At 64.1% G+C, this 18,893-nt stretch carries 15 protein-coding genes; 13 read left to right on the forward strand and 2 right to left on the reverse strand.

Annotated features, from left to right (window positions below; genetic code table 11):
* The first annotated feature begins 93 nt into the window (after positions 1-93).
* The 9 genes from FXB38_RS13470 to FXB38_RS13505 all read left to right on the forward strand — a co-directional run bounded on the left by FXB38_RS13470 (position 94) and on the right by FXB38_RS13505 (position 12,566).
* A complete protein-coding gene (locus FXB38_RS13470; protein ID WP_148751333.1) occupies positions 94-1,557 on the forward strand; it encodes an NAD(P)/FAD-dependent oxidoreductase in 1,464 nt (487 codons plus the stop codon).
* An 86-nt stretch (positions 1,558-1,643) separates the two neighbouring features.
* Entirely contained in the window at positions 1,644-2,144 is a 501-nt protein-coding gene (gene msrB / locus FXB38_RS13475; protein WP_148751334.1) for a peptide-methionine (R)-S-oxide reductase MsrB, read from the forward strand.
* Positions 2,145-2,334: 190 nt separating this feature from the next.
* A complete protein-coding gene (locus FXB38_RS13480) occupies positions 2,335-4,161 on the forward strand; it encodes a flagellar hook protein FlgE (RefSeq protein ID WP_148751335.1) in 1,827 nt (608 codons plus the stop codon).
* Between the two features lie 43 nt (positions 4,162-4,204).
* On the forward strand, positions 4,205-6,088 hold the full coding sequence (flgK, locus tag FXB38_RS13485) for a flagellar hook-associated protein FlgK (protein WP_148751336.1): 1,884 nt from the start codon (positions 4,205-4,207) through the stop codon (positions 6,086-6,088).
* 31 nt (positions 6,089-6,119) lie between these two features.
* Positions 6,120-8,003 (forward strand): flagellar protein, encoded by a 1,884-nt coding sequence (locus tag FXB38_RS13490; RefSeq protein ID WP_148751337.1) that lies wholly within the window; start codon positions 6,120-6,122, stop codon positions 8,001-8,003.
* A gap of 74 nt (positions 8,004-8,077) precedes the next feature.
* Positions 8,078-8,206, forward strand: coding sequence for a hypothetical protein (locus FXB38_RS44610; protein WP_283812727.1), 129 nt, complete (start codon positions 8,078-8,080; stop codon positions 8,204-8,206).
* 10 nt (positions 8,207-8,216) lie between these two features.
* The gene (locus FXB38_RS13495) at positions 8,217-9,821 is read left to right on the forward strand and encodes a hypothetical protein (protein ID WP_148751338.1); all 1,605 of its coding nucleotides are present in this window, start codon (positions 8,217-8,219) and stop codon (positions 9,819-9,821) included.
* 16 nt (positions 9,822-9,837) lie between these two features.
* Complete coding sequence (locus tag FXB38_RS13500) at positions 9,838-11,073, forward strand: ATP-grasp domain-containing protein (protein ID WP_148751339.1); 1,236 nt, start codon at positions 9,838-9,840, stop codon at positions 11,071-11,073.
* Positions 11,070-12,566 (forward strand): pyridoxal phosphate-dependent decarboxylase family protein, encoded by a 1,497-nt coding sequence (locus tag FXB38_RS13505; RefSeq protein WP_148751340.1) that lies wholly within the window; start codon positions 11,070-11,072, stop codon positions 12,564-12,566. The genes FXB38_RS13500 and FXB38_RS13505 overlap by 4 nt, the downstream gene beginning before the upstream one ends.
* Before the next feature lie 92 nt (positions 12,567-12,658).
* On the opposite strand, the gene flbT is transcribed toward FXB38_RS13505, so the two are convergent.
* Positions 12,659-13,084 carry a flagellar biosynthesis repressor FlbT gene (gene flbT, locus FXB38_RS13510; RefSeq protein ID WP_148751341.1) on the reverse strand — a complete coding sequence of 142 codons (426 nt, stop codon included), beginning with the start codon at positions 13,082-13,084 and terminating at the stop codon, positions 12,659-12,661.
* A gap of 316 nt (positions 13,085-13,400) precedes the next feature.
* On the opposite strand from flbT, the gene FXB38_RS13515 reads away from it, so the two are divergent.
* A complete protein-coding gene (locus FXB38_RS13515) occupies positions 13,401-14,651 on the forward strand; it encodes a flagellin N-terminal helical domain-containing protein (RefSeq protein WP_148751342.1) in 1,251 nt (416 codons plus the stop codon).
* Positions 14,652-14,935: 284 nt separating this feature from the next.
* A complete protein-coding gene (locus FXB38_RS13520; protein WP_148751343.1) occupies positions 14,936-16,183 on the forward strand; it encodes a flagellin N-terminal helical domain-containing protein in 1,248 nt (415 codons plus the stop codon).
* A gap of 261 nt (positions 16,184-16,444) precedes the next feature.
* On the opposite strand, the gene FXB38_RS13525 is transcribed toward FXB38_RS13520, so the two are convergent.
* A complete protein-coding gene (locus tag FXB38_RS13525; RefSeq protein WP_187434850.1) occupies positions 16,445-17,701 on the reverse strand; it encodes a flagellin N-terminal helical domain-containing protein in 1,257 nt (418 codons plus the stop codon).
* Between the two features lie 391 nt (positions 17,702-18,092).
* Here FXB38_RS13525 and flaF point away from each other — a divergent pair, with 391 nt between their 5' ends.
* Together flaF and FXB38_RS13535 are read left to right on the forward strand one after the other, a co-directional pair.
* Positions 18,093-18,461, forward strand: coding sequence for a flagellar biosynthesis regulator FlaF (gene flaF / locus FXB38_RS13530; protein WP_148751344.1), 369 nt, complete (start codon positions 18,093-18,095; stop codon positions 18,459-18,461).
* 31 nt (positions 18,462-18,492) lie between these two features.
* Positions 18,493-18,858: a hypothetical protein gene (locus FXB38_RS13535; RefSeq protein WP_148751345.1), complete on the forward strand. Its 366-nt coding sequence runs from the start codon at positions 18,493-18,495 to the stop codon at positions 18,856-18,858.
* Positions 18,859-18,893: the final 35 nt, after the last annotated feature.

The following is an 18,893-nucleotide window of genomic DNA, read 5'->3' on the forward strand; positions in this document are numbered from 1 at the left end:
ATCTAAAAGGATAATCTACAGGTGTCGGTTGAGGACAAGGTGACAAGCGCCCGATTGGTCCTTTAAGAAGATTGCTCCGTTAACAAAAATGACATGAGCGAGACTTTCACAAGCGTGTCCCAGGAAGAAGCCGGCTTTCGTGAACGTGCGCGGCTGTCGTTCGATCTCGACGCCGACATTTGCGTGATCGGGGCGGGGCTTGCCGGCCTCTCCATTGCGCTGGAGGCGGCCCGGCTCGGGGCCAGCGTGGCGGTGCTCGAGGGCCGCCATGTCGGCTGGAACGCCTCCGGCAACCAGCTCGGCGCCGTGACGCCGGGCTTCGCGCTGCCGCTCACCGAGCTGATCGAGCGCATCGGCTTTGAGGACGCCAGCGAATTGTGGACGCTCTCGAAGCAGGGCGCCGAGTTCGTCCGCGCCAATGCCACCGAAGAGAACATGCCGGGCATCGGCCTCACAGACGGGGTGCTGGAGGTCTCCAACGTCGATGCCGGCGACCGGCTGATCAGCCGGCTCCAGATGCTGAACGAGGATTTCGACACCGAGGCCGAGGGCTGGCAGGTCGATCGCGTTCGCGCGGCGCTCAAGACCGATCGTTACTTCCACGGCGTCTACTACCCCAAAGCGTTCCAGGTCGACGGCCGCAAATATGTGCACGGCCTGGCCGCGCTGGCGCGGCGCGCCGGCGCCCGCATCTTCGAGGATACGCCGGTCGTCAGCATCGATCATTCCGGCATCCGCAAGCGCATCGTCACGCCGTCGGCGCGGCTGCGCGCGACGCACATCGTGCTCGCCGGCAACATCCATCTCGGCGCGCCGTTGCGGCGGCTGTCGGAGACACTGCTGCCGGTCTGGCGCTACGCCGGAATCACCGCGCCGCTCGGCGAGCGCCTGCACGAGATCATCGGCTTCAAGGGATCGGTGATGGATTCCGACGGCGTCGATCATTTTCGTATCGTCGACGGCGACCGCCTGATGTGGGAGAGCCCGGAGACCACCTGGGCCGCGCGGCCGCAGCGCTTTGCAGGTAGCGTGAAGCGGCGGATCCGCACGATCTTTCCGCGGCTCGGCGATGTCGAGATCACCGAGACGTTCGGCGGCGCCACCGGTCAGACCGTGCACGGCATGCCGCAGATCGGCCAGCTGCGCAGAGGCCTGTGGGTGGCGAGCGGGTTCGGCCGCCAGGGCATGAACACCTCCGCCATGGCCGGGCAGCTGATCGCGCGCAGCATCCTGTGGGGCGACGAGCGCTGGAAGCTGTTCTCGCCGTTCGAGCTGGTCTGGGCCGGCGGCACCACCGGGCGGGTCGCGGGCCAATTGGTCGGCATCTGGGGCAGGACGAGCTCGGCGGCTGCAGGGTCGCTCGCCCGCTATCGCGAGCGGGCACGGATCAAGGACAGGGAACGGGAGGCGCGGGTGGCCGAGGCCAACCGGGCCGCCGGCACCGGCCCGCGCCGTCCGCCGCCGCCCGAGGTTCGGCCGCGGCTGGCGCCAACGCCGCAGCCGGCTGCGACGGAGGAGGCGGAACCGGTTTCCCACGAGCAGGGCGTCTCGCAATAAGTTGAGAAAATTCCCGCCTGGACGTGTAACGTCCGCCGTTAGAACCCGTATCTCAGGGCGTGAACTTCCTGCGCACGGAGAAAGACATGTTTGACCGCCGCATCCTGTTGACGACCGTCGCCGGCCTGTTCGGCCTTTCGGCCTTCCGCTGGCTGAGAGCAACGCCGGCTCAAGCCGCCGAGAAGTTCGAGATCGAGAAGACCGACGCCGAGTGGCGGGCCCAGCTCACGCCGCAGCAATATGAGATCCTGCGCAAAGAGGGAACCGAACGGCCGGGCACCAGCCCGCTGCTCAAGGAGCATCGCAAAGGCGTCTTCGCCTGCGCCGGTTGCGATCTGCCGGTGTTCGCCTCGGAGACCAAGTTCGAGAGCGGCACGGGTTGGCCGAGCTTCTACCAGCCGATCGAGGGCAATGTCGGCAAGACCGAGGACCGCACCTTCGGCATGGTGCGCACCGAGGTGCATTGCCGGCGCTGCGGCGGCCATCTCGGCCACGTCTTCGATGACGGTCCGAAGCCGACCGGATTGCGCTATTGCATCGACGGTTTCGGGCTGGTCTTTCACCCGGCGTCGCCGTCGGCTACGTGAGCTTTGGGTGACGTTTAATCCCGGCAATTGTTGCCGGCCCGGCAATTGTGCCCCGGTCATGTGACCGGGGCCTTTCTATTCAAGTCATTGATTTCCTGAGAATACCCGCATTGGCATAGGCCTTGCGACGTCTCCTCCGAATGCGGCCATTGGTCTGCCGGCCGCCGAGATCGGATCTGGAGACAAAGTTATGGGTATCTTCGATGCAATGAACACCTCGGTGGGTGGCCTGCAGGCGCAGTCCTACGCGCTTCAGAACATTTCCGGCAACATCGCGAACTCATCCACCACCGCTTACAAGGGCATCGGGACCAGCTTCGAGGATCTCATTCCCGATTCCTCGGTGCCCAACAAGCAGGTCGCCGGCGGCGTCACCGCGCATGCGCAGGCAACGATCACCACGCAGGGCACGATCTCGGGCTCCAGTGTCGCCACCAACATGGCGATCACGGGCGATGGCTTCTTCTCGGTGCAGAAGGCGACCGGCGTCGTCGACAACGTGCCGGTGTTCGACGGCGTCTCCTATTACACCCGTCGCGGCGACTTCCAGGTCAACGCCAACGGCAATTTGATCAACGGCGCCGGCTACTATCTGATGGGTGTCACGGTCGACCCGAAGACGGGCAATCCGACCGGCAGCGTGCCGACGGTGCTGCAATTCCAGAACAACTTCGTCCCGGCGCAGGCGACCACCTCGATCCAGTATGCGGCGAACCTGCCGACAACGCCGAACACGGTGGCGAGCTCGACAGCGGCGAGCCACACGCTGCTGGCCAATGGTGGTCTCGATCCGACTGACTTCCTCGCGTCGAACCCCCTGCCGGTCGGCAGTCCGCCTCCGCGCACGGACGCCACCATCACGAGTGCGGGTGCCAACAACAGTGTGCCCGGTCCGATCACCGGTGCGACGAAATTGTCGGGCACCGCGCCGAGCGACTCGCTGACAACGAGCTTCGCGGCCGGTGACACCATCATCGTCGGTAGTTCCCCCGCGACGACAATCACGATTACTGCGGCGGGCACCGGCCTGCAGGACGCGACGCACGTTCGCGCCGACGACACCGTCGGCGACCTGCTCACGGCGATCGGCACCGCCACGGGCGTAGCGCCATCCATCAACGCCTCGAACGGCAAGATCACATTCCACACCGGCACGGCGCAGGACCTCAACATCACGAGCACGGCGCCCGCGTTCTCCGCGCTTGGATTGACGAGCCCGGTGACCCAGGCACGTGGCACCGGCATGACCGCAACCGGTGTGGTGATGGGCAGCGACGTCGCCACCTTTACCAAGGAGTCGATCAGCGGCGGCGCGGTGACGGCCTACAATGCGGCCGGTACGCCCGTGAACCTGCAGTTGCGCTGGGCCAAGACCGACAGTTCCGCACTGGGCGGCACACACAGCGATACATGGAACCTGTTCTACCAGACCGACCCCAGTGCGACCGGCAGCACGCAGCCGGCCTGGGTGAACACCGGCCAGACCTTCGCTTTCGCCAGTGACGGCTCGCTCACCTCGCCGAGCGGCTCGGGCATCACCATCAACAACGTCAGCGTCAGCGGCCAGTCGCTCGGCTCGGTCGCCTTCAACCTCTCCTCCGGCGGGCTGACGCAATTTGCGAGCACCAGCGGCGCGGTGACCATCAACACAATTACGCAGAACGGCTACGCCGCCGGCCAGCTCCGCTCGGTCGCCGTCAACAACAACGGCCTCGTTGTCGGCACCTTTTCCAACGGCCAGAACCTCGATCTCGCCTCGGTAACGCTCTCGCACTTCAACGGCACCAACTACCTGAAGGCATTGGACGGCGGCGCTTATGCCGTGACCGATCAGTCGGGCCCGGCGATCGCGGGCGCCTCGGGCACCATCAGCGGCTCGTCGCTGGAGGGATCCAACACCGATATCGCCGACGAGTTCACCAAGCTGATCGTGACGCAGCAGGCCTATTCGGCCAACACCAAGGTGATCACGACGGCGAATTCGATGGTGCAGGACCTCTTGAACGTGTTGCGCTGATCGGTCCGCCGGCGCGTAACGTAACCAAAGACGGCAGGTCAACATGGGTTTGAGTTCAGCCCTCGCCAGTGCGATGAGCGGTCTGCGTGCCAACCAGGCCGCGCTCTCGATCGTCTCGTCGAACGTCGCGAATTCGCAGACGCCGGGTTACGTCGCCCAGACGCCGAACCAGGTCGAGGTTACCACCGCGGACTTCGGATCGTCGGTGATGACGACCGGCGTCAGCCGGGAGCTCGACACCTTCGTGCAGAACCAACTTCGCACCGAGACCGGCGGTAGCGGCTACGCCGACCAGATGGCCAACATCCTGAAGCAGCTTCAGAACGTCTATGGCAACCCCGGTGGCAGCGGCACGCTCGAAACGGCGCTGAACAACTTCACCAGCTCGCTCCAGGCGCTATCGACGAGCGCGGGCTCGTCGTCGGCGCAGACGGTCGCGGTCGGGGCGGCGCAGGCGCTGGCGACGCAGCTCAACGTCACCACCAAGGGCATCCAGTCGCTGCGCTCCAACGCTGAGCAGGATCTCGGCACCTCGGCACAGCAGGCCAACGCGGCGATGAACCAGATCGCCGACATCAACACCAAGCTACAGGGCCTGTCTTCGAGCGATCCGTCCGCCGCAACGCTGATGGATCAGCGCGACCAGGCCATCAACTCGCTGTCCAAATATGTCGACGTTCGCGTCACCACCGACGGATCGAACCAGGCCAACATCTACACCACCACGGGCATCCAACTCGTCGGCGCGGGGCTCGCCTCGCAATTCACCTTCGCCTCCGCCGGCGCACTCTCGGCGACCTCGCTCTACAACACCAATCCGGCCAAGTCCGGTGTCGGCGCGTTCAACATCAAGCTTCCGAACGGGTCGCAGATCGACGTCGTCGCCAACAACGTGGTCTCCTCCGGCCAGATCGCGGCGGATCTGAAGCTGCGCGACCAGACGCTGGTGCAGGCGCAGACCCAGATCGACCAGCTCGCCGCGACGATGTCGAGCGCGCTGTCGGACAAGACCACGGCGGGCACGACGGTCTCGGGCCCACCGGCGGGCTTCGACGTCGATCTCGCCGGCGCCGCACCGGGCAACACGGTCAACCTGACCTACACCGATACGACGACCAACACGCAGCGCCAGATTACGCTGGTCAACGTGACCGACCCGGCGGCGTTGCCGCTCCAGAACGCGACGAATGCGAACCCGATGCAGGTCGGCGTGAATTTCTCCGGCGGCATGGGCGCGATCGCCTCGGCGCTCAACACCGCGCTATCCGGCACGCACCTGTCATTCTCCGCGGCGCCGCTGCCCGCCACGGCCACGACGCTGCGGATGACCGATGACGGCACCGGCCTCGCCAAGATCAACTCGTCCTCGATCACCAAGACGATCTCCTCGCTGACCTCGGGCAGTCCGCAGCTGCCGCTGTTCACCGACGGCGGTCAGGCGCTCTACACCGGCGCGATCACGGCAGCGGGCTCGCAGATGACCGGCCTTGCCGGGCGCATCGCGGTGAACACGCAGCTCGCCACCGATCCGACCCGGCTGTCGGTCTATAGCACCTCGCCGGTGACACCGGCCGGCGACACCACGCGCTCGGACTATCTCTATTCGCAGCTCACCAATGCTGTGTTCTCCTATTCGCCGCAGACCGGTCTAGGTTCGGCGAGCCAGCCGTTCAGCGGCAGCGTCTCGAACTACCTTCAGCAATTCCTGAGCGTCCAGAGCAACGCATCGACCCAGGCGACGCAGCTCCAGCAGGGCCAGAGCGTCGTGGTCTCGACGCTCCAGGCGAAATTCAACTCGACCTCCAGCGTCAATCTCGACGCCGAGATGTCGAACCTGATCCAGCTCCAGAATGCCTACGCGGCCAATGCCCATCTCATGTCGGTGGTGCAAAGCATGATGAACACGCTGCTCCAGGCTCAAGGGTAACCGCGCGTATCAAGTGTAGGGGCGACGAAACATGTCGATCAGCAGCATCAACTACTCCTCGTCGGTCCTCGGCGCGCAGATCCGCAACATCAATCAGCAGCTCACGGATCTGTCGACGCAGCTCTCGACCGGCAAGCTGTCGCAGAACTATTCGGGGATGGGCACCAACGAGGGCTTCGCGATCGCCTCGCGCGCGCAGTTGTCCAACATCGACGCCTATACCGACACGATCACCAACGTCAACGTCAACATCAACCTCACCAACACGGCGTTGCAGGCGCTGACGACGATCCGCAGCACGGCGCAGACGGGCGCCGCGAATACGTCGCAGGATCTCAACGTCAACGGCCAAACGGTTGCGCAGAACACCGCGGCCGCCCAGTTCGGCTCGATGATCGGCGTCCTCAACACGCAGTCCGGCAACCGCTATCTGTTCTCCGGAACCGCGGTCAACACGCCGTCGGTCACCGACGCCGGCGACATCATCAACGGCACCACGACGCAGGCGGGCTTCAAGACCGTGATGGCGGAGCGCCAGGCCGCAGATCTCGGTGCCAACGGAATGGGCCGGCTGGTGCAGACGCAGCCGACGCCGAGCTCGGTGAAGGTGTCGGAGGACGTCGCGGGATCGCCGTTCGGCTTGAAGATCGCCGCGGTCTCGTCGACGCTGACGGGCGCGACGGTCACCGGCCCAAGCGGCTCGCCGGTGTCGTTCTCCGTTGATCTCAACGGCGTTAACCCGAACAACGGCGACAAGCTCAGCGTTCAGTTCACGCTGCCGGACGGCTCGACCGAGCAGATCGACCTGACTGCGTCCAGCGCGACGCCGACGCCGGCGGGAAGCTTCGCGATCGATCCGACCATCCCCAACAACACCGCCGCGAACCTCAATACGGCGCTGAACACCGCGATCACGAAGCTCGCCAACACCTCGCTGGTGGCGGCATCCGCCGTGACCGCCGGCGACAACTTCTTCAATACCGCGAGCTCTGCGATCGGCACTGCCAAGAACAACCAGGCGGCCCCGCCCGCACCGATCAGCGGGGCGACCGCGCTGTCCGGCACGGCTCCCTCGAACTCGATCTCGCCCGGTTTTGCTGTCGGCGACACCATCACGGTCAACGGCACCACGCTGAGCTTCGTCGCGTCAGGCGCGGCCGGCAACCAGCTCAACGTCACCGACAGCATCCAGACCCTGATGAGCAAGATCGACCAGATCACGGGGACCTCGAAGCCGTCGACCGTCCATGGCGGTTCGATCACGATCAACACCGATGATGCGGCGAGCCTGAGCATATCGGGCTCGACCCCGGGCGCTGTGGCCGCGCTGGGTGCGCTCGGCTTCAGCACGTTGCCGATCACCGCCACGCAACCGCCGCTGCGCGTCGGCTCTTCGCCGGCGAGCTCGGCGACGACGCTGGTGAACGGCTCGGCCACGACAGTGAAATGGTACACCGGCAATGACGGGCCCGGCTCGCCGCGCTCGACCGCGGTGGCACGGGTCGACGATTCCATCACGATTCAATATGGCGCACAGGCCGATGAGGACGCGATCCGGCGGCAGTTGCAGGCAGTCGCTGTGTTCGGCACGTTCTCGACCTCGCCGGCCGGAAACTATTCCAGCGGACAGGTCTCGGCGCTGAGCCAGAGGGTGGCTCAGGCGCTTGCGCCGCAGCCTGGACAGCAGCGAATCGAGGACATCCAGACCGATATCGCGATGGCCCAGAACACCATGAAGGACGCCACCGCGCGGCAGACCCAGGCCAAGGCGCAGCTCCAGACCATGATCGACCAGGCCGAGTCGGCCCCGCCGGACCAGGTGGCGAGCGAAATCCTGTCACTTCAGAACGCGCTCCAGGCGTCCTACCAGACCACTTCAAAGCTCGCGCAGCTGTCGCTCGTCAAGTTCCTGTAGGAGCACGCGTTAAGGTTCCATTAACCATGCCTGTTTACCTCTTGGTGAGGGTTTGAGCGGGGGCGGAGCCATTGATGTGGGATCGGATGCAACTCGTGGCGGTCACGCCGTGCTTCGGCGGGCACGTCCTGCCGCGGGTGTTCCATGGCGACATCGCCTCGCAATTCGCGCCGGCCCCTGCGGCTGCGGCCGACGCGGCGTGAGCCTGGCGGGATGAGCATCGGCGCATCCCGCCTGCCAGACATCGAGCGAGCGTCCGAGGGCGGCTCGCGCTATCGCCTGCGCGATCTCTTCACGCCGCTGGATACGCTGCTCGCCTCCGGCGGAGACCAGCGGCTGGCGCTCGATCCCGGAGATCGCGTCAACGCTTATGGCTGCGGACCGTCCCCAGAACCCGAGATCTGGAATTTCGCTTCATCTACGGCATCGCCGATCTCGCAGGCGGCCTATGACCGCGCCGCGCTGGCGCGCGAGGAGCTGGTCCACAAATCGCTGTTCGACGAGGTCGAGATCGCCTTCGACCGGCGCTGCGAGGACATGCGCGACGAATTGCGCGGTCACTTCCAGCTCCCGCCGCACGTCGATGTCGTGTTCTCGCCGTCGGGTACCGATTCCCAGCTCCATGCCTTGTTCCTGGCGCACGCGGTGCTCGGCGGACCGCCGGTGTCCATCGTGGTCGGGGCCGACCAGACCGGCAGCGGCACGGCGCATACCGCACGCGGGCACCATTTCAGCGCGATGACGGCGAGCGGCGTTGCGGTGCGCAAGGACGCTGCGATCGCGGGCCTCGCCGGCGACAGCATCGCGGTGCCGCTGCGCGACGCCAATTCGGGCCTCGCGATGCGCACCGACGCGGACGCCGAGGTGATGCGTGCAACCGAGGACAGCCTCGCGCAAGGCCGGCGCGTTTTGTTGCACATCATGGATTCGTCAAAGCTCGGCTGGCGCGCGCCGAGTGCCGCCTGCCTCGATGAGATCGCGCGGCGCTGGCCGCGCAAGGTTCAGGTCGTCGTCGATGCCTGCCAGGCGCGGCTCGGCCGCCGGCGGCTGCGCTCCTATCTCGATCGCGGTTACATGGTGCTGATAACAGGCTCGAAGTTCTTTGGCGGGCCTGCCTTCAGCGGTGCGCTGCTGGTGCCGAAGGGCCTGTCGCGCGCGCTCGACCGGATTGAAGGTATCGCGCCGGGCCTTTTCGACTATGTCGGCCGTTGCGACTGGCCGATGACATGGACGGCGCTGCGCTCGCGCTTTGAACGGCGTCCGAATTTCGGCCAATGGTTGCGCTGGGAAGCGGCGCTGGTCGAGATCGGCAACTACTACGCCGTGCCCGGGGCGTTCCGCGCCAGGGCGGTCGCCGAGCTTGCGGCCGGCATCGACAGCATGATCGCGTTGTCGCCGTCGCTGCGCGCCGTACCCGCAGCCTTCGACAAGGCGGATGCGGACGATGAGGAGTTCGCGCAGCGTACGATCTTTCCATTCACGCTGCTACGTAACGGCAAGCCCGTGTCCATCGCCGACACCAGCACCGTTCATCGCGCGCTGGCGCGCGACATGAACGGCGACATCGTCGGGAGCGCTGCGGACCGGCAGGTTGCCGCACAACGCTGTCTCGTCGGCCAGCCGGTGCGGCTGGAGCAACCGGACGGCGTGCCGCAGGCTGCGCTGCGCCTGTGCATCGGCGCGCGGCTCGTCACCGACGCCTGGTCGGCCGACAGCGCGCAAGCGCAACGCAATGTGCAGCAGATCCTCGATCGCATCGCCCACGTCCTGGTGAAGACCGAGCTGCTGCTTGACCATACCGCCGCTGTGCCGGCGTAGCCCTCATAGGTGTGAGATGTTGCATACGCTTGCCGCGCCGAACTTTGCCGACCGTATCGGCTTTGCGCATTTGACGCGCCAGGCCTTCGAGGGCGTCGATCTGCATCCGTTGCGCGAGCGGCTGCTGGCCCGGATCGCGGAGGGCACGGCGCAGGCGGGCGAGGGCCTCGATCTGTCGCTGATTGCCCAGCTGATGGGCGAGAAGGAAGCCGGGCTCGTGATCCAGTCCGAGGTGCTCTCCTTCCACCAACTGTTTCGTACGCCCGCCCCAGTGCCGAAGCCGGGCTTGCGCGTGCTTGCGCTGGCGGCCGACATCGACATGGGCGGCAACACGCCGATCGAATTTTTGCTCGAAGGCTCCGACATCGAGCTCCTGACGCTCTATGTGACCAAGACAACAGGCTTGCCCGAAACGCTGCCCGATCACGACGTTGCCATCGTGGTCGCATCCGATTCCGAGGAATGCCGCGAAGCGCTGGCGCTGATCGAGAAGGCCGCGCCGTGCTGGCCGCGTCCGTTGCTCAATCGCCCCGAGCTGATCGGCAATCTCGATCGCGACAAGCTCTATCGGTTGCTGGCTGATATCCCCGGTCTCGATATTCCCGTGACCGCCAACGCGACGCGTGCGCAATTGACGGCTCTCTCGGAAGGACGGATCGCCTGCGCTGAGATCTCGGGCGAACTGCACTTTCCGATGATTGCGCGGCCGCGCGGCACGCATGCCGGTGTCGGGCTTGCGAAGATCGACGATGCTTCCGCGCTCGCGGCCTATCTTGCCGAACGGGAGGAGCAGGATTTCTTCGTCGCGCGTTTCGTCAACTACGCTGGTCCCGACGGGCTCTTTCGCAAGATCCGGCTCACCATGGTCGACGGCAAGCCTTATGCCTGTCACATGGCGATCGCCGATCGCTGGGACATCTGGTATCTCAACGCCTACATGGCGTTCAGCGAGGAGAAGCGCGCCGAAGAAGCCATCTTCATGCAAGACTTCGATCGCGCCTTCGCGTCACGTCACAGGAATGCGCTCGACGAAATGAGCCGGCGCGTCGGCCTCGATTACTTCATCGTCGACTGCGCCGAGAACCAGAACGGCGAGCTTCTGGTGTTCGAGGCCGACAACACCGCCGTCGTGCACAACATGGATTCGCCGGTGGTGTTTCCGTACAAGCCGCCGCAGATGCGCAAGATATTTGCCGCGTTCACGGCGATGCTGTCGCGGCATGCAAGAACGAGCGTGGGGAGCGCAGCATGAACGAGATCATCCGCAACACGCAGATATCTGCCACGAACGGATCGCTCGATCCGCAGGACTGGAGCGAGTTTCGTGCACTCGCCCATCGCATGCTGGACGAGGCGATCGACGGCATCGCCAATGTCCGCGCGCGTCCGGTCTGGCAGCCGATCCCCGACGAGATTCGCACGGCAATCCGGACTGACGTGCCGCGCGAAGCGACTTCTCTCGCGGACGTGTATCGCGAATTCTCCGAGCACGTCGCGCCTTACGCGACCGGCAACGTTCATCCCGGCTTCATGGGCTGGGTGCACGGCGGTGGCACCGCCGTCGGCATGGTCGCGGAGATGATCGCGGCCGGCCTCAACGCCAATCTCGGCGGCCGCGATCACATGCCGATCGAGGTCGAGCGCCAGATCGTCGAGTGGATGCGCGGCCTGTTCGGCTTTCCGCAAGGCGCGAGCGGCATTTTCGTCACCGGGACGTCGATGGCCAATCTAATGGCGGTGCTGGTTGCGCGCACGAGCGCGCTCGGCGCGCCGGCGCGGCAACACGGTATCGGCAATGACGGCGCGCTGCTCACGGCCTACGCGTCGAAGGCCGCGCATGGCTGCATCTCCCGCGCGATGGACGTCGCCGGGTTCGGCACCGATGCGCTGCGCAAGATCGATATCGATGCCGATCATCGCATCGATGTCGCCGCGCTGCGCGCGCAGATTGCGATCGATCGCGAGGTTGGCTTCAAGCCGTTCCTGGTCACGGCATCGGCCGGCACCGTCGACATCGGCGCGATCGACGATCTCAGGGCGCTCGCGGATCTGTGCCGCGAAGAAGGTCTCTGGTTTCACGTTGATGGCGCCTTCGGTGCGCTCGCGATCCTCTCGCCCGAGCTTGCGCCGCTGCTCGAGGGCATCGAGTTCGCGGATTCGATTGCGCTCGACTTCCACAAATGGGGGCAGGTGCCTTACGATGCCGGCTTCCTGCTGGTGCGCGACGGCGAACGGCACCGGCAGGCCTTTGCACAGCCGGCGGCCTATCTGAGCCGCGAGGCGAGGGGGCTTGCGGCCGGCGCTGTCTGGCCGTGCGATCTCGGTCCGGATCTGTCGCGCGGTTTCCGCGCGCTGAAGACGTGGTTCACGCTGAAGACATTCGGCACCGACCGTCTGGGTGCGGTGATCGCGCGCAGTTGCGCGCTCGCAAGATATCTCGAGACGCGCGTGCTCGCCGAACCGCGTCTCGAGCTGCTTGCGCCGGTCAATCTCAATATCGTCTGCTTCCGCTATCGCGCCGACGATGCGATCAACCGGGAGATCGTCGCCGATGTCCAGGTATCAGGCATCGCCGCACCGTCAGGCACGACGCTGGACGGCAAGTTCGCGATCCGCGCGGCGATCGTCAATCATCGCACCGCGGAGATGGATATCGACGCGCTGATATCGGCCGTGATCAGGTTCGGTATGCGGCGAACCGGCGGATTGATCGACGTTGAGGCGCCGCCGCTCGCGGCGCCGTAAAAGCGACCCGCTGGAACGACAACGGCCCCGGAGATGATCCGGGGCCGTTGTCGTTTGCGCGGGTCGTCTAGCTTAGGTCTTAAGACCTTGGATCAGGCGGCCGTGCTGACGTCGCTTTCGGGATGCGCTGCATTGTACTGGTCGCGCAGCTTCTCTTCATAGGCGATCAGCTTGCGGGCATCCTTCAGCGCCCGGTACAGATCGCCGCTCATGATATGGTTGTTGATGCCCTCGATGATCGGCCAGGCGCTCGGTACGGCGGTGACGATGTCGCGCACCAGGTTGAAATAGGTGCCGTGCTGTGACTGCGGATCCGGCGAGATGTACATCAGCTGGACCGCGAGATAGACGAGCTTGGCCGGCGTATCGGCGGTCTCGGGCGTGAGGATATCGCGCTCGCGCAGGATCGGCACATTCTCGCCGTTGATGAGAAGACGGGCGCGCTGATCGGTGTTGGTGATCACGCAGTTGCCAATGATGATGCGTTCGTGCGGTCTGAGCTCGACCTTGAGAGCCATGCTTGTTCTCCATCGATCTTTTGCAACTAGCGACCGCGGCGCCACCGCTGAGATTGTAATCTGGCATGCGAGCCATTGCTTCTGCAACATGTTCGTTGCTCGTTAACCATGTGATCAGCGTGTGATCGGGCGGCCGCCGTGGATCGCATCATGTTTTGTGGAGAATCTTTATCCTTCCTAAAGCATGCGCTCCGAAGGGCGTCGGGATCAGGAATTCCTGCGGGACCGATTCAGTTTTCGTTGATCACTTGCTTCGTACGGTCCGGTCCTCGGCCAAGAAGGCCGATTGTTGCGTAACGCCAGAAAGGTTGTTTCCATGTCCCTCTCCACCGTCACCCTCTCCGCTGCAGTCCGCCAGAACCTGCTCTCGCTGCAGGGCACCGCTGACCTGCTCGCGACGACGCAGAGCCGTCTCGCCACCGGCAAGAAGGTCAACAGCGCGCTCGACAATCCGACCAACTTCTTCACCGCCGCCGGTCTCGACTCCCGCGCCAGCGACATCAGCAATTTGCTCGACAGCATCGGCAACGGCGTGCAGGTCCTGCAGGCCGCCAACACCGGCATCACCTCGCTGTCGAAGCTGGTCGATACCGCGAAGTCGATCGCCAACCAGGTGCTGCAGCAGCCGTCGGGCTATTCTGCGAAGGCCACGTTCACCGGCAATGCGCCGGCAACTGGCGCCGCCGGTACTGCGACCGACCTGGTCAACATCGGAAGCGGCACCGCCAACGCGCTGAAGGGCCAGACCGTGGTCTTCAAGACCGCAGGTGGCGCGAGCAACACGCTGACCATCACGGACGTGATCGGTGCCAACAGTGCCAACTCGATCACCGCCGTCAACAGCTGGCTGTCGAGCAAGGGTATTCAGCTCACCGCCAGCCTTAACACCAACGGCTCGCTGACCTTCACCTCGTCCAATGATGCCGCCTCGCAAACGATCACCAACACCGGCACCTATGCGGCGCCGGGTGCCGGCTCGTCGAGCTCGGTGGACATCTCGGGCGGTGCGGCCTTCACCACCGGTACGGTGGTTGCGGCTGTCGCCGACCCGGTGTCGCAGGCCACGCGCTCGTCGCTGGTCACCCAGTACAACCAGATCATCCAGCAGATCACGACCACGGCGCAGGATTCGTCGTTCAACGGCATCAACCTGCTGAACGGCGACTCGCTGAAGCTGGTGTTCGACGAAACCGGGAAATCGACCTCCACGATCACCGGCGTCACCTTCAATCCGGCCGGTCTTGGTCTGGGTTCGCTCACCGCCGGGACCGACTTCATCGACAATACTGCGACCAACACTGTCTTGACGGCGCTCAACACCGCCAGCACGACACTGCGGTCGCAGGCGTCGGCCTTCGGCGCCAACCTGTCGATCGTGCAGATCCGCCAGGACTTCAACAAGAGCCTGATCAACGTGCTTCAGACCGGCTCGTCCGCCCTGACGCTGGCCGACTCCAACGAGGAAGCGGCCAACAGCCAGGCGCTGTCGACCCGCCAGTCGATTGCGACGTCCGCGCTGTCGCTGGCCAACCAGTCGCAGCAGAGCGTTCTGCAACTGCTGCGCTGAGCCCGGCGCAGTTCTCGATCTGGAAGAGCGGCGGGGCCTCGGCCCCGCCGCTTTTTTTTCGCGCTGCAGTTTGTGTTTTCCGGAATCGATCGAGGCCCGGCGCCGCGGAGGCTGCTTAACCGATCGACCGGCCTTGACCGTTTGTTAACCATAATTTTTCGAAAGCGCCTCGGCCGTTAACCAAGACCGGTCTGCTTTATCCTTTGTTGACCATAGCGTCCCTAGGGTTCCCCCATGCGCGGCCAAGGAAGGCCCGCTGAGTTACACCAGAAAGGTCGTTTCGCATGTCTCTGTCCAACATCACGCTCTCCGCGGCAGTCCGCCAGAACCTGCTCTCGCTGCAGGGCACCGCTGATCTGCTCGCGACCACGCAGGGCCGTCTCGCCACCGGCAAGAAGGTCAACAGCGCGCTCGACAATCCGACCAACTTCTTCACCGCCGCCGGTCTCGATGCCCGCGCCAGCGACATCAGCAATTTGCTCGACAGCATCGGCAACGGTGTGCAGGTCCTGCAGGCCGCCAACACCGGCATCACCTCGCTGTCGAAGCTGGTCGATACCGCGAAGTCGATCGCCAACCAGGTGCTGCAGCAGCCCTCGGGCTACAGCTCGAAGGCCACCTTCACCGGCAACGCGCCGGCCACTGGCGCTGCGGGCACCGCGACCGATCTGGTCAACATCGGCAGCGGCACCGCCAACGCGCTGAAGGGCCAATCGCTGGTTTTCAAGACTGCGTCTGGCACGACCACGCTGACCGTCACGGACGTGGCCGGTGCTGGCAACGTCAACTCGATCAGCAGCCTTAACGCGGCACTTTCGGCGGCGGGGGTTCAGTTGATCGCAAGCTTCAACACCAACGGCTCGCTGACCTTCACCTCGGCCAACGATGCCGCCTCCCAGACCATCACCAACACGGGTACCTATGCCGCCCCGTCGGCCACTTCGTCGACCTCGGTGGATATCTCTGGCGGTGCAGCATTCACCGCCGGAACGATTGTCGCCGCGGTTGCCGACCCGGTGTCGCAGGCCACGCGCTCGTCGCTGGTCACCCAGTACAACCAGATCATCACGCAGATCACCACCACGGCGCAGGACGCTTCGTTCAACGGCATCAACCTGCTGAACGGCGACTCGCTGAAGCTGGTGTTCGACGAAACCGGCAAATCGACCGTGACGATTGCGGGCGTGACCTTCAATCCGAACGGTCTCGGCCTGAAGTCGCTCACCGCGGGCAGCGACTTCATCGACAACACTGCAACCAACACCGTTCTGACGGCGCTCAACACCGCCAGCGTCACCCTGCGGTCGCAGGCGTCGGCCTTCGGTGCCAACCTGTCGATCGTGCAGATCCGCCAGGACTTCAACAAGAACATCATCAACGTGCTTCAGACCGGTTCGTCCGCCCTGACGCTGGCCGACTCCAACGAGGAAGCGGCCAACAGTCAGGCGCTGTCGACCCGCCAGTCGATTGCGACGTCCGCGCTGTCGCTCGCCAACACGTCGCAGCAGGGCGTTCTGCAGCTGCTGCGCTGAGTTCGACAAAAGTCTTGCTACGGAATTGCGGCGGGGCCTCGGCCCCGCCGTTTTGTTGGCTGCATGAGAGTCGTCCTGGAAACCGTGCGCCACTGCCTCGCGTCGGCCGCTGTACGAGTTTCTCGTTTAGCCTGTCAGGGCGGTCGAGTTGTCGTCGTGCCCACAGGTTTTTGCTACGAGAACGAGAACAAAAACAAGAAGCGGCGAAGCCAAGCCTCGCCGCCCCAATTTTATCGCCCGCAGAGAGGCCGGACTCAGCTGTCAACGCAAGAGCTGTAGCACACTCTGCTGCGACTGGTTGGCGAGCGAGAGCGCGGACACCCCGATCGACTGACGAGTCGACAGCGCCTGGCTGTTGGCCGCTTCCTCGTTGGTGTCGGCGAGCGTCAGGGCGGACGAACCGGTCTGCAGCACGTTGATGATCTGCTTCGAGAAATCCTGGCGGATCTGCACGATCGACAGGTTGGCGCCGAAGGCGGAGGCCTGCGACCGCAGCGTGGTGCTGGCGGCATTGAGCGAGGTCAGAACCTTGCCGGTCAGGACGTTGTCCGTGAAATCCACGCCGGCGGTCAACTGGCTCAGGCCGAGACCGTTCGGATTGAATGTCACGCCCGCGATCGTCAGCGTCGACTTGCCAGTCTCGTCGAAGATCATTTTCAGAGAGTTGCCATCGAGCAGGTTGACGCCGTTGAAAGAGGCGTCCTGCGCTGTGGTGGTAATCTGCTGAAGGATCTGGTTGTACTGGCTGACGAGGGTCGCCCTGGCTTGCTGCGAGATCGGGTCGGGCACCGCCGCAACGACGGCACCACCTGCGCCACCGCCCGCGGCATTGCCGCTGATATTGATGGCGTCCAGCGTGACGGGAGCAGCGGGAACGGCGGTACCCGTGATCACCTGTCCCGCACCGTCATTGGTCGACGTAAGAGTCAGACTGTCAGGGCCGGTGATTGAGCCCGCGAGGTTGACGCCCGCATCCGCCAGTGCCTGATTGAGCTGTGCCAGCGACTGGACCTGTGCGGTCTTGGTCACCGGATTGAAGCTTGACGGGGCAGTGCCGATGGTGATCGTGGCAGCAGTGCCGGCGGAATTGGTAAACGTATAAACGCCGCCGTTGAGCTTACTTGTCGTGAGGTCCGCGGAAGTGGCTCCGCCCGTCCCGGTGGGAGCGCCCGTGCCGGTGAACTGGATGTTTGATTTGGTGCTGTAGCCCGTGGGCTGCTGCAGCACCTGGTTGGCGATCGACTTCGCGGTATCGACCAGCTTCGACAGCGAGGTGATGCCGGTGTTGGCGGCCTGCAGGACCTGCACGCCGTTGCCGATGCTGTCGAGCAAATTGCTGATGTCGCTGGCGCGGGCATCGAGACCGGCGGCGGTGAAGAAGTTGGTCGGATTGTCGAGCGCGCTGTTGACCTTCTTGCCGGTGGCGAGACGGCCCTGCGTGGTCGCGAGCAGATCAGCGGTGCCCTGCAGCGAGAGCAGATTCTGACGGACTGCCGCGGTAAGGACGACGTCGGACATTTGAATGACTTCCCTTGTGTGCACCGCCGGCGTCCTAGTCCGGGTCAATGCGCTTTGTGGTTTCAGCCTCCGCAAGAGTGAACAAAAGCTTTTAAAATATGATTAACCACTGCTTACGAAATGTGGTTAACGATACGTTCCGATCGGCGACGGCTGGGGCAGTGCTGGACAACGCCGCGGTTCTGGCCGGGGAATCCTGCTTCGGCCGAAACAGACCGGTCAGCGATGATCTCGAAAGCCGCGCTCGGTTCGAGCCCGAAACTCCCCTGGGTCAAATCTGATGACGCGAATTCGGGCAGCGAGTAAGTTAATCTTAATTGGCCGCCTTTAGGGGTTACAACGAGGAAGTCCGGAAACTTGTCAGACGGAACAAGGTTTGCTGAGGTGACGAATGTCTAGTGCTGCCGCTCAAGCCTACGCGCGCGTCGCGAGTACCACCTCATCCCCGCGCGATATTGAAGCCCAGACATTGTTGAAAGCGGCGAACAAGCTGCAAGCCGTCGTATCCGACCCCGAAGCGAGCTATGTGCAGATGTCCGAGGCGTTGATCTATAACCGCAAGCTCTGGACAATCTTTCTCAGCGAAGCTCAGCGCGATGGGAACCCGCAGCCAATGGATGTTCGGCAGAACATCGCCAACATCAGCATCTTCGTGCTGTCCCAGACAGCGGCGCTGCAGATCAGCCCCCAGCGGGAGCACTTCAAGTCGTTGATCGAGATAAACCGCAACATTGCAGCCGGATTGAGCGGGCGCGCCTGAGCGGACGTGCCGATTGAGGTGAATTCAAGCGATGGCGGACATCCTTAGCATTCTGAGCAACAGCTATAAGACAGCGCCAACGGCTTCGTCATCGAATGTGAAGTATGTTCCGGTCGATTCCACCCTTTATACCGGAACCTGGAAGGGGACGTATTCCACAGGCGAGAAGTTTTCGTTCTCAATCTCTGACGTTCAAGGATTTCGCGCCAAGGTCAAATACCAGAGCGGCACGGGCCCAGTTCAGTACCAGGACGTGCTGATCAAGGAAAATTCCTTCCGAATCGGCGACTCCAAGTTCCTGCTGAAGAAGATCGGTCACGCGCAGATCAAGACGGTCGTCACCAATCCTGCGACCGGAGCGAACGTGCTCAATACGGCGTACGCCGACCTGGTCTGATCGCGGCATCGCGAAGCGTCCTGGTCACCGATCCG

It is taken from the genome of Bradyrhizobium cytisi, from assembly GCF_008123515.1.
GTDB classification, from domain to species: Bacteria; Pseudomonadota; Alphaproteobacteria; order Rhizobiales; family Xanthobacteraceae; genus Bradyrhizobium; species Bradyrhizobium cytisi.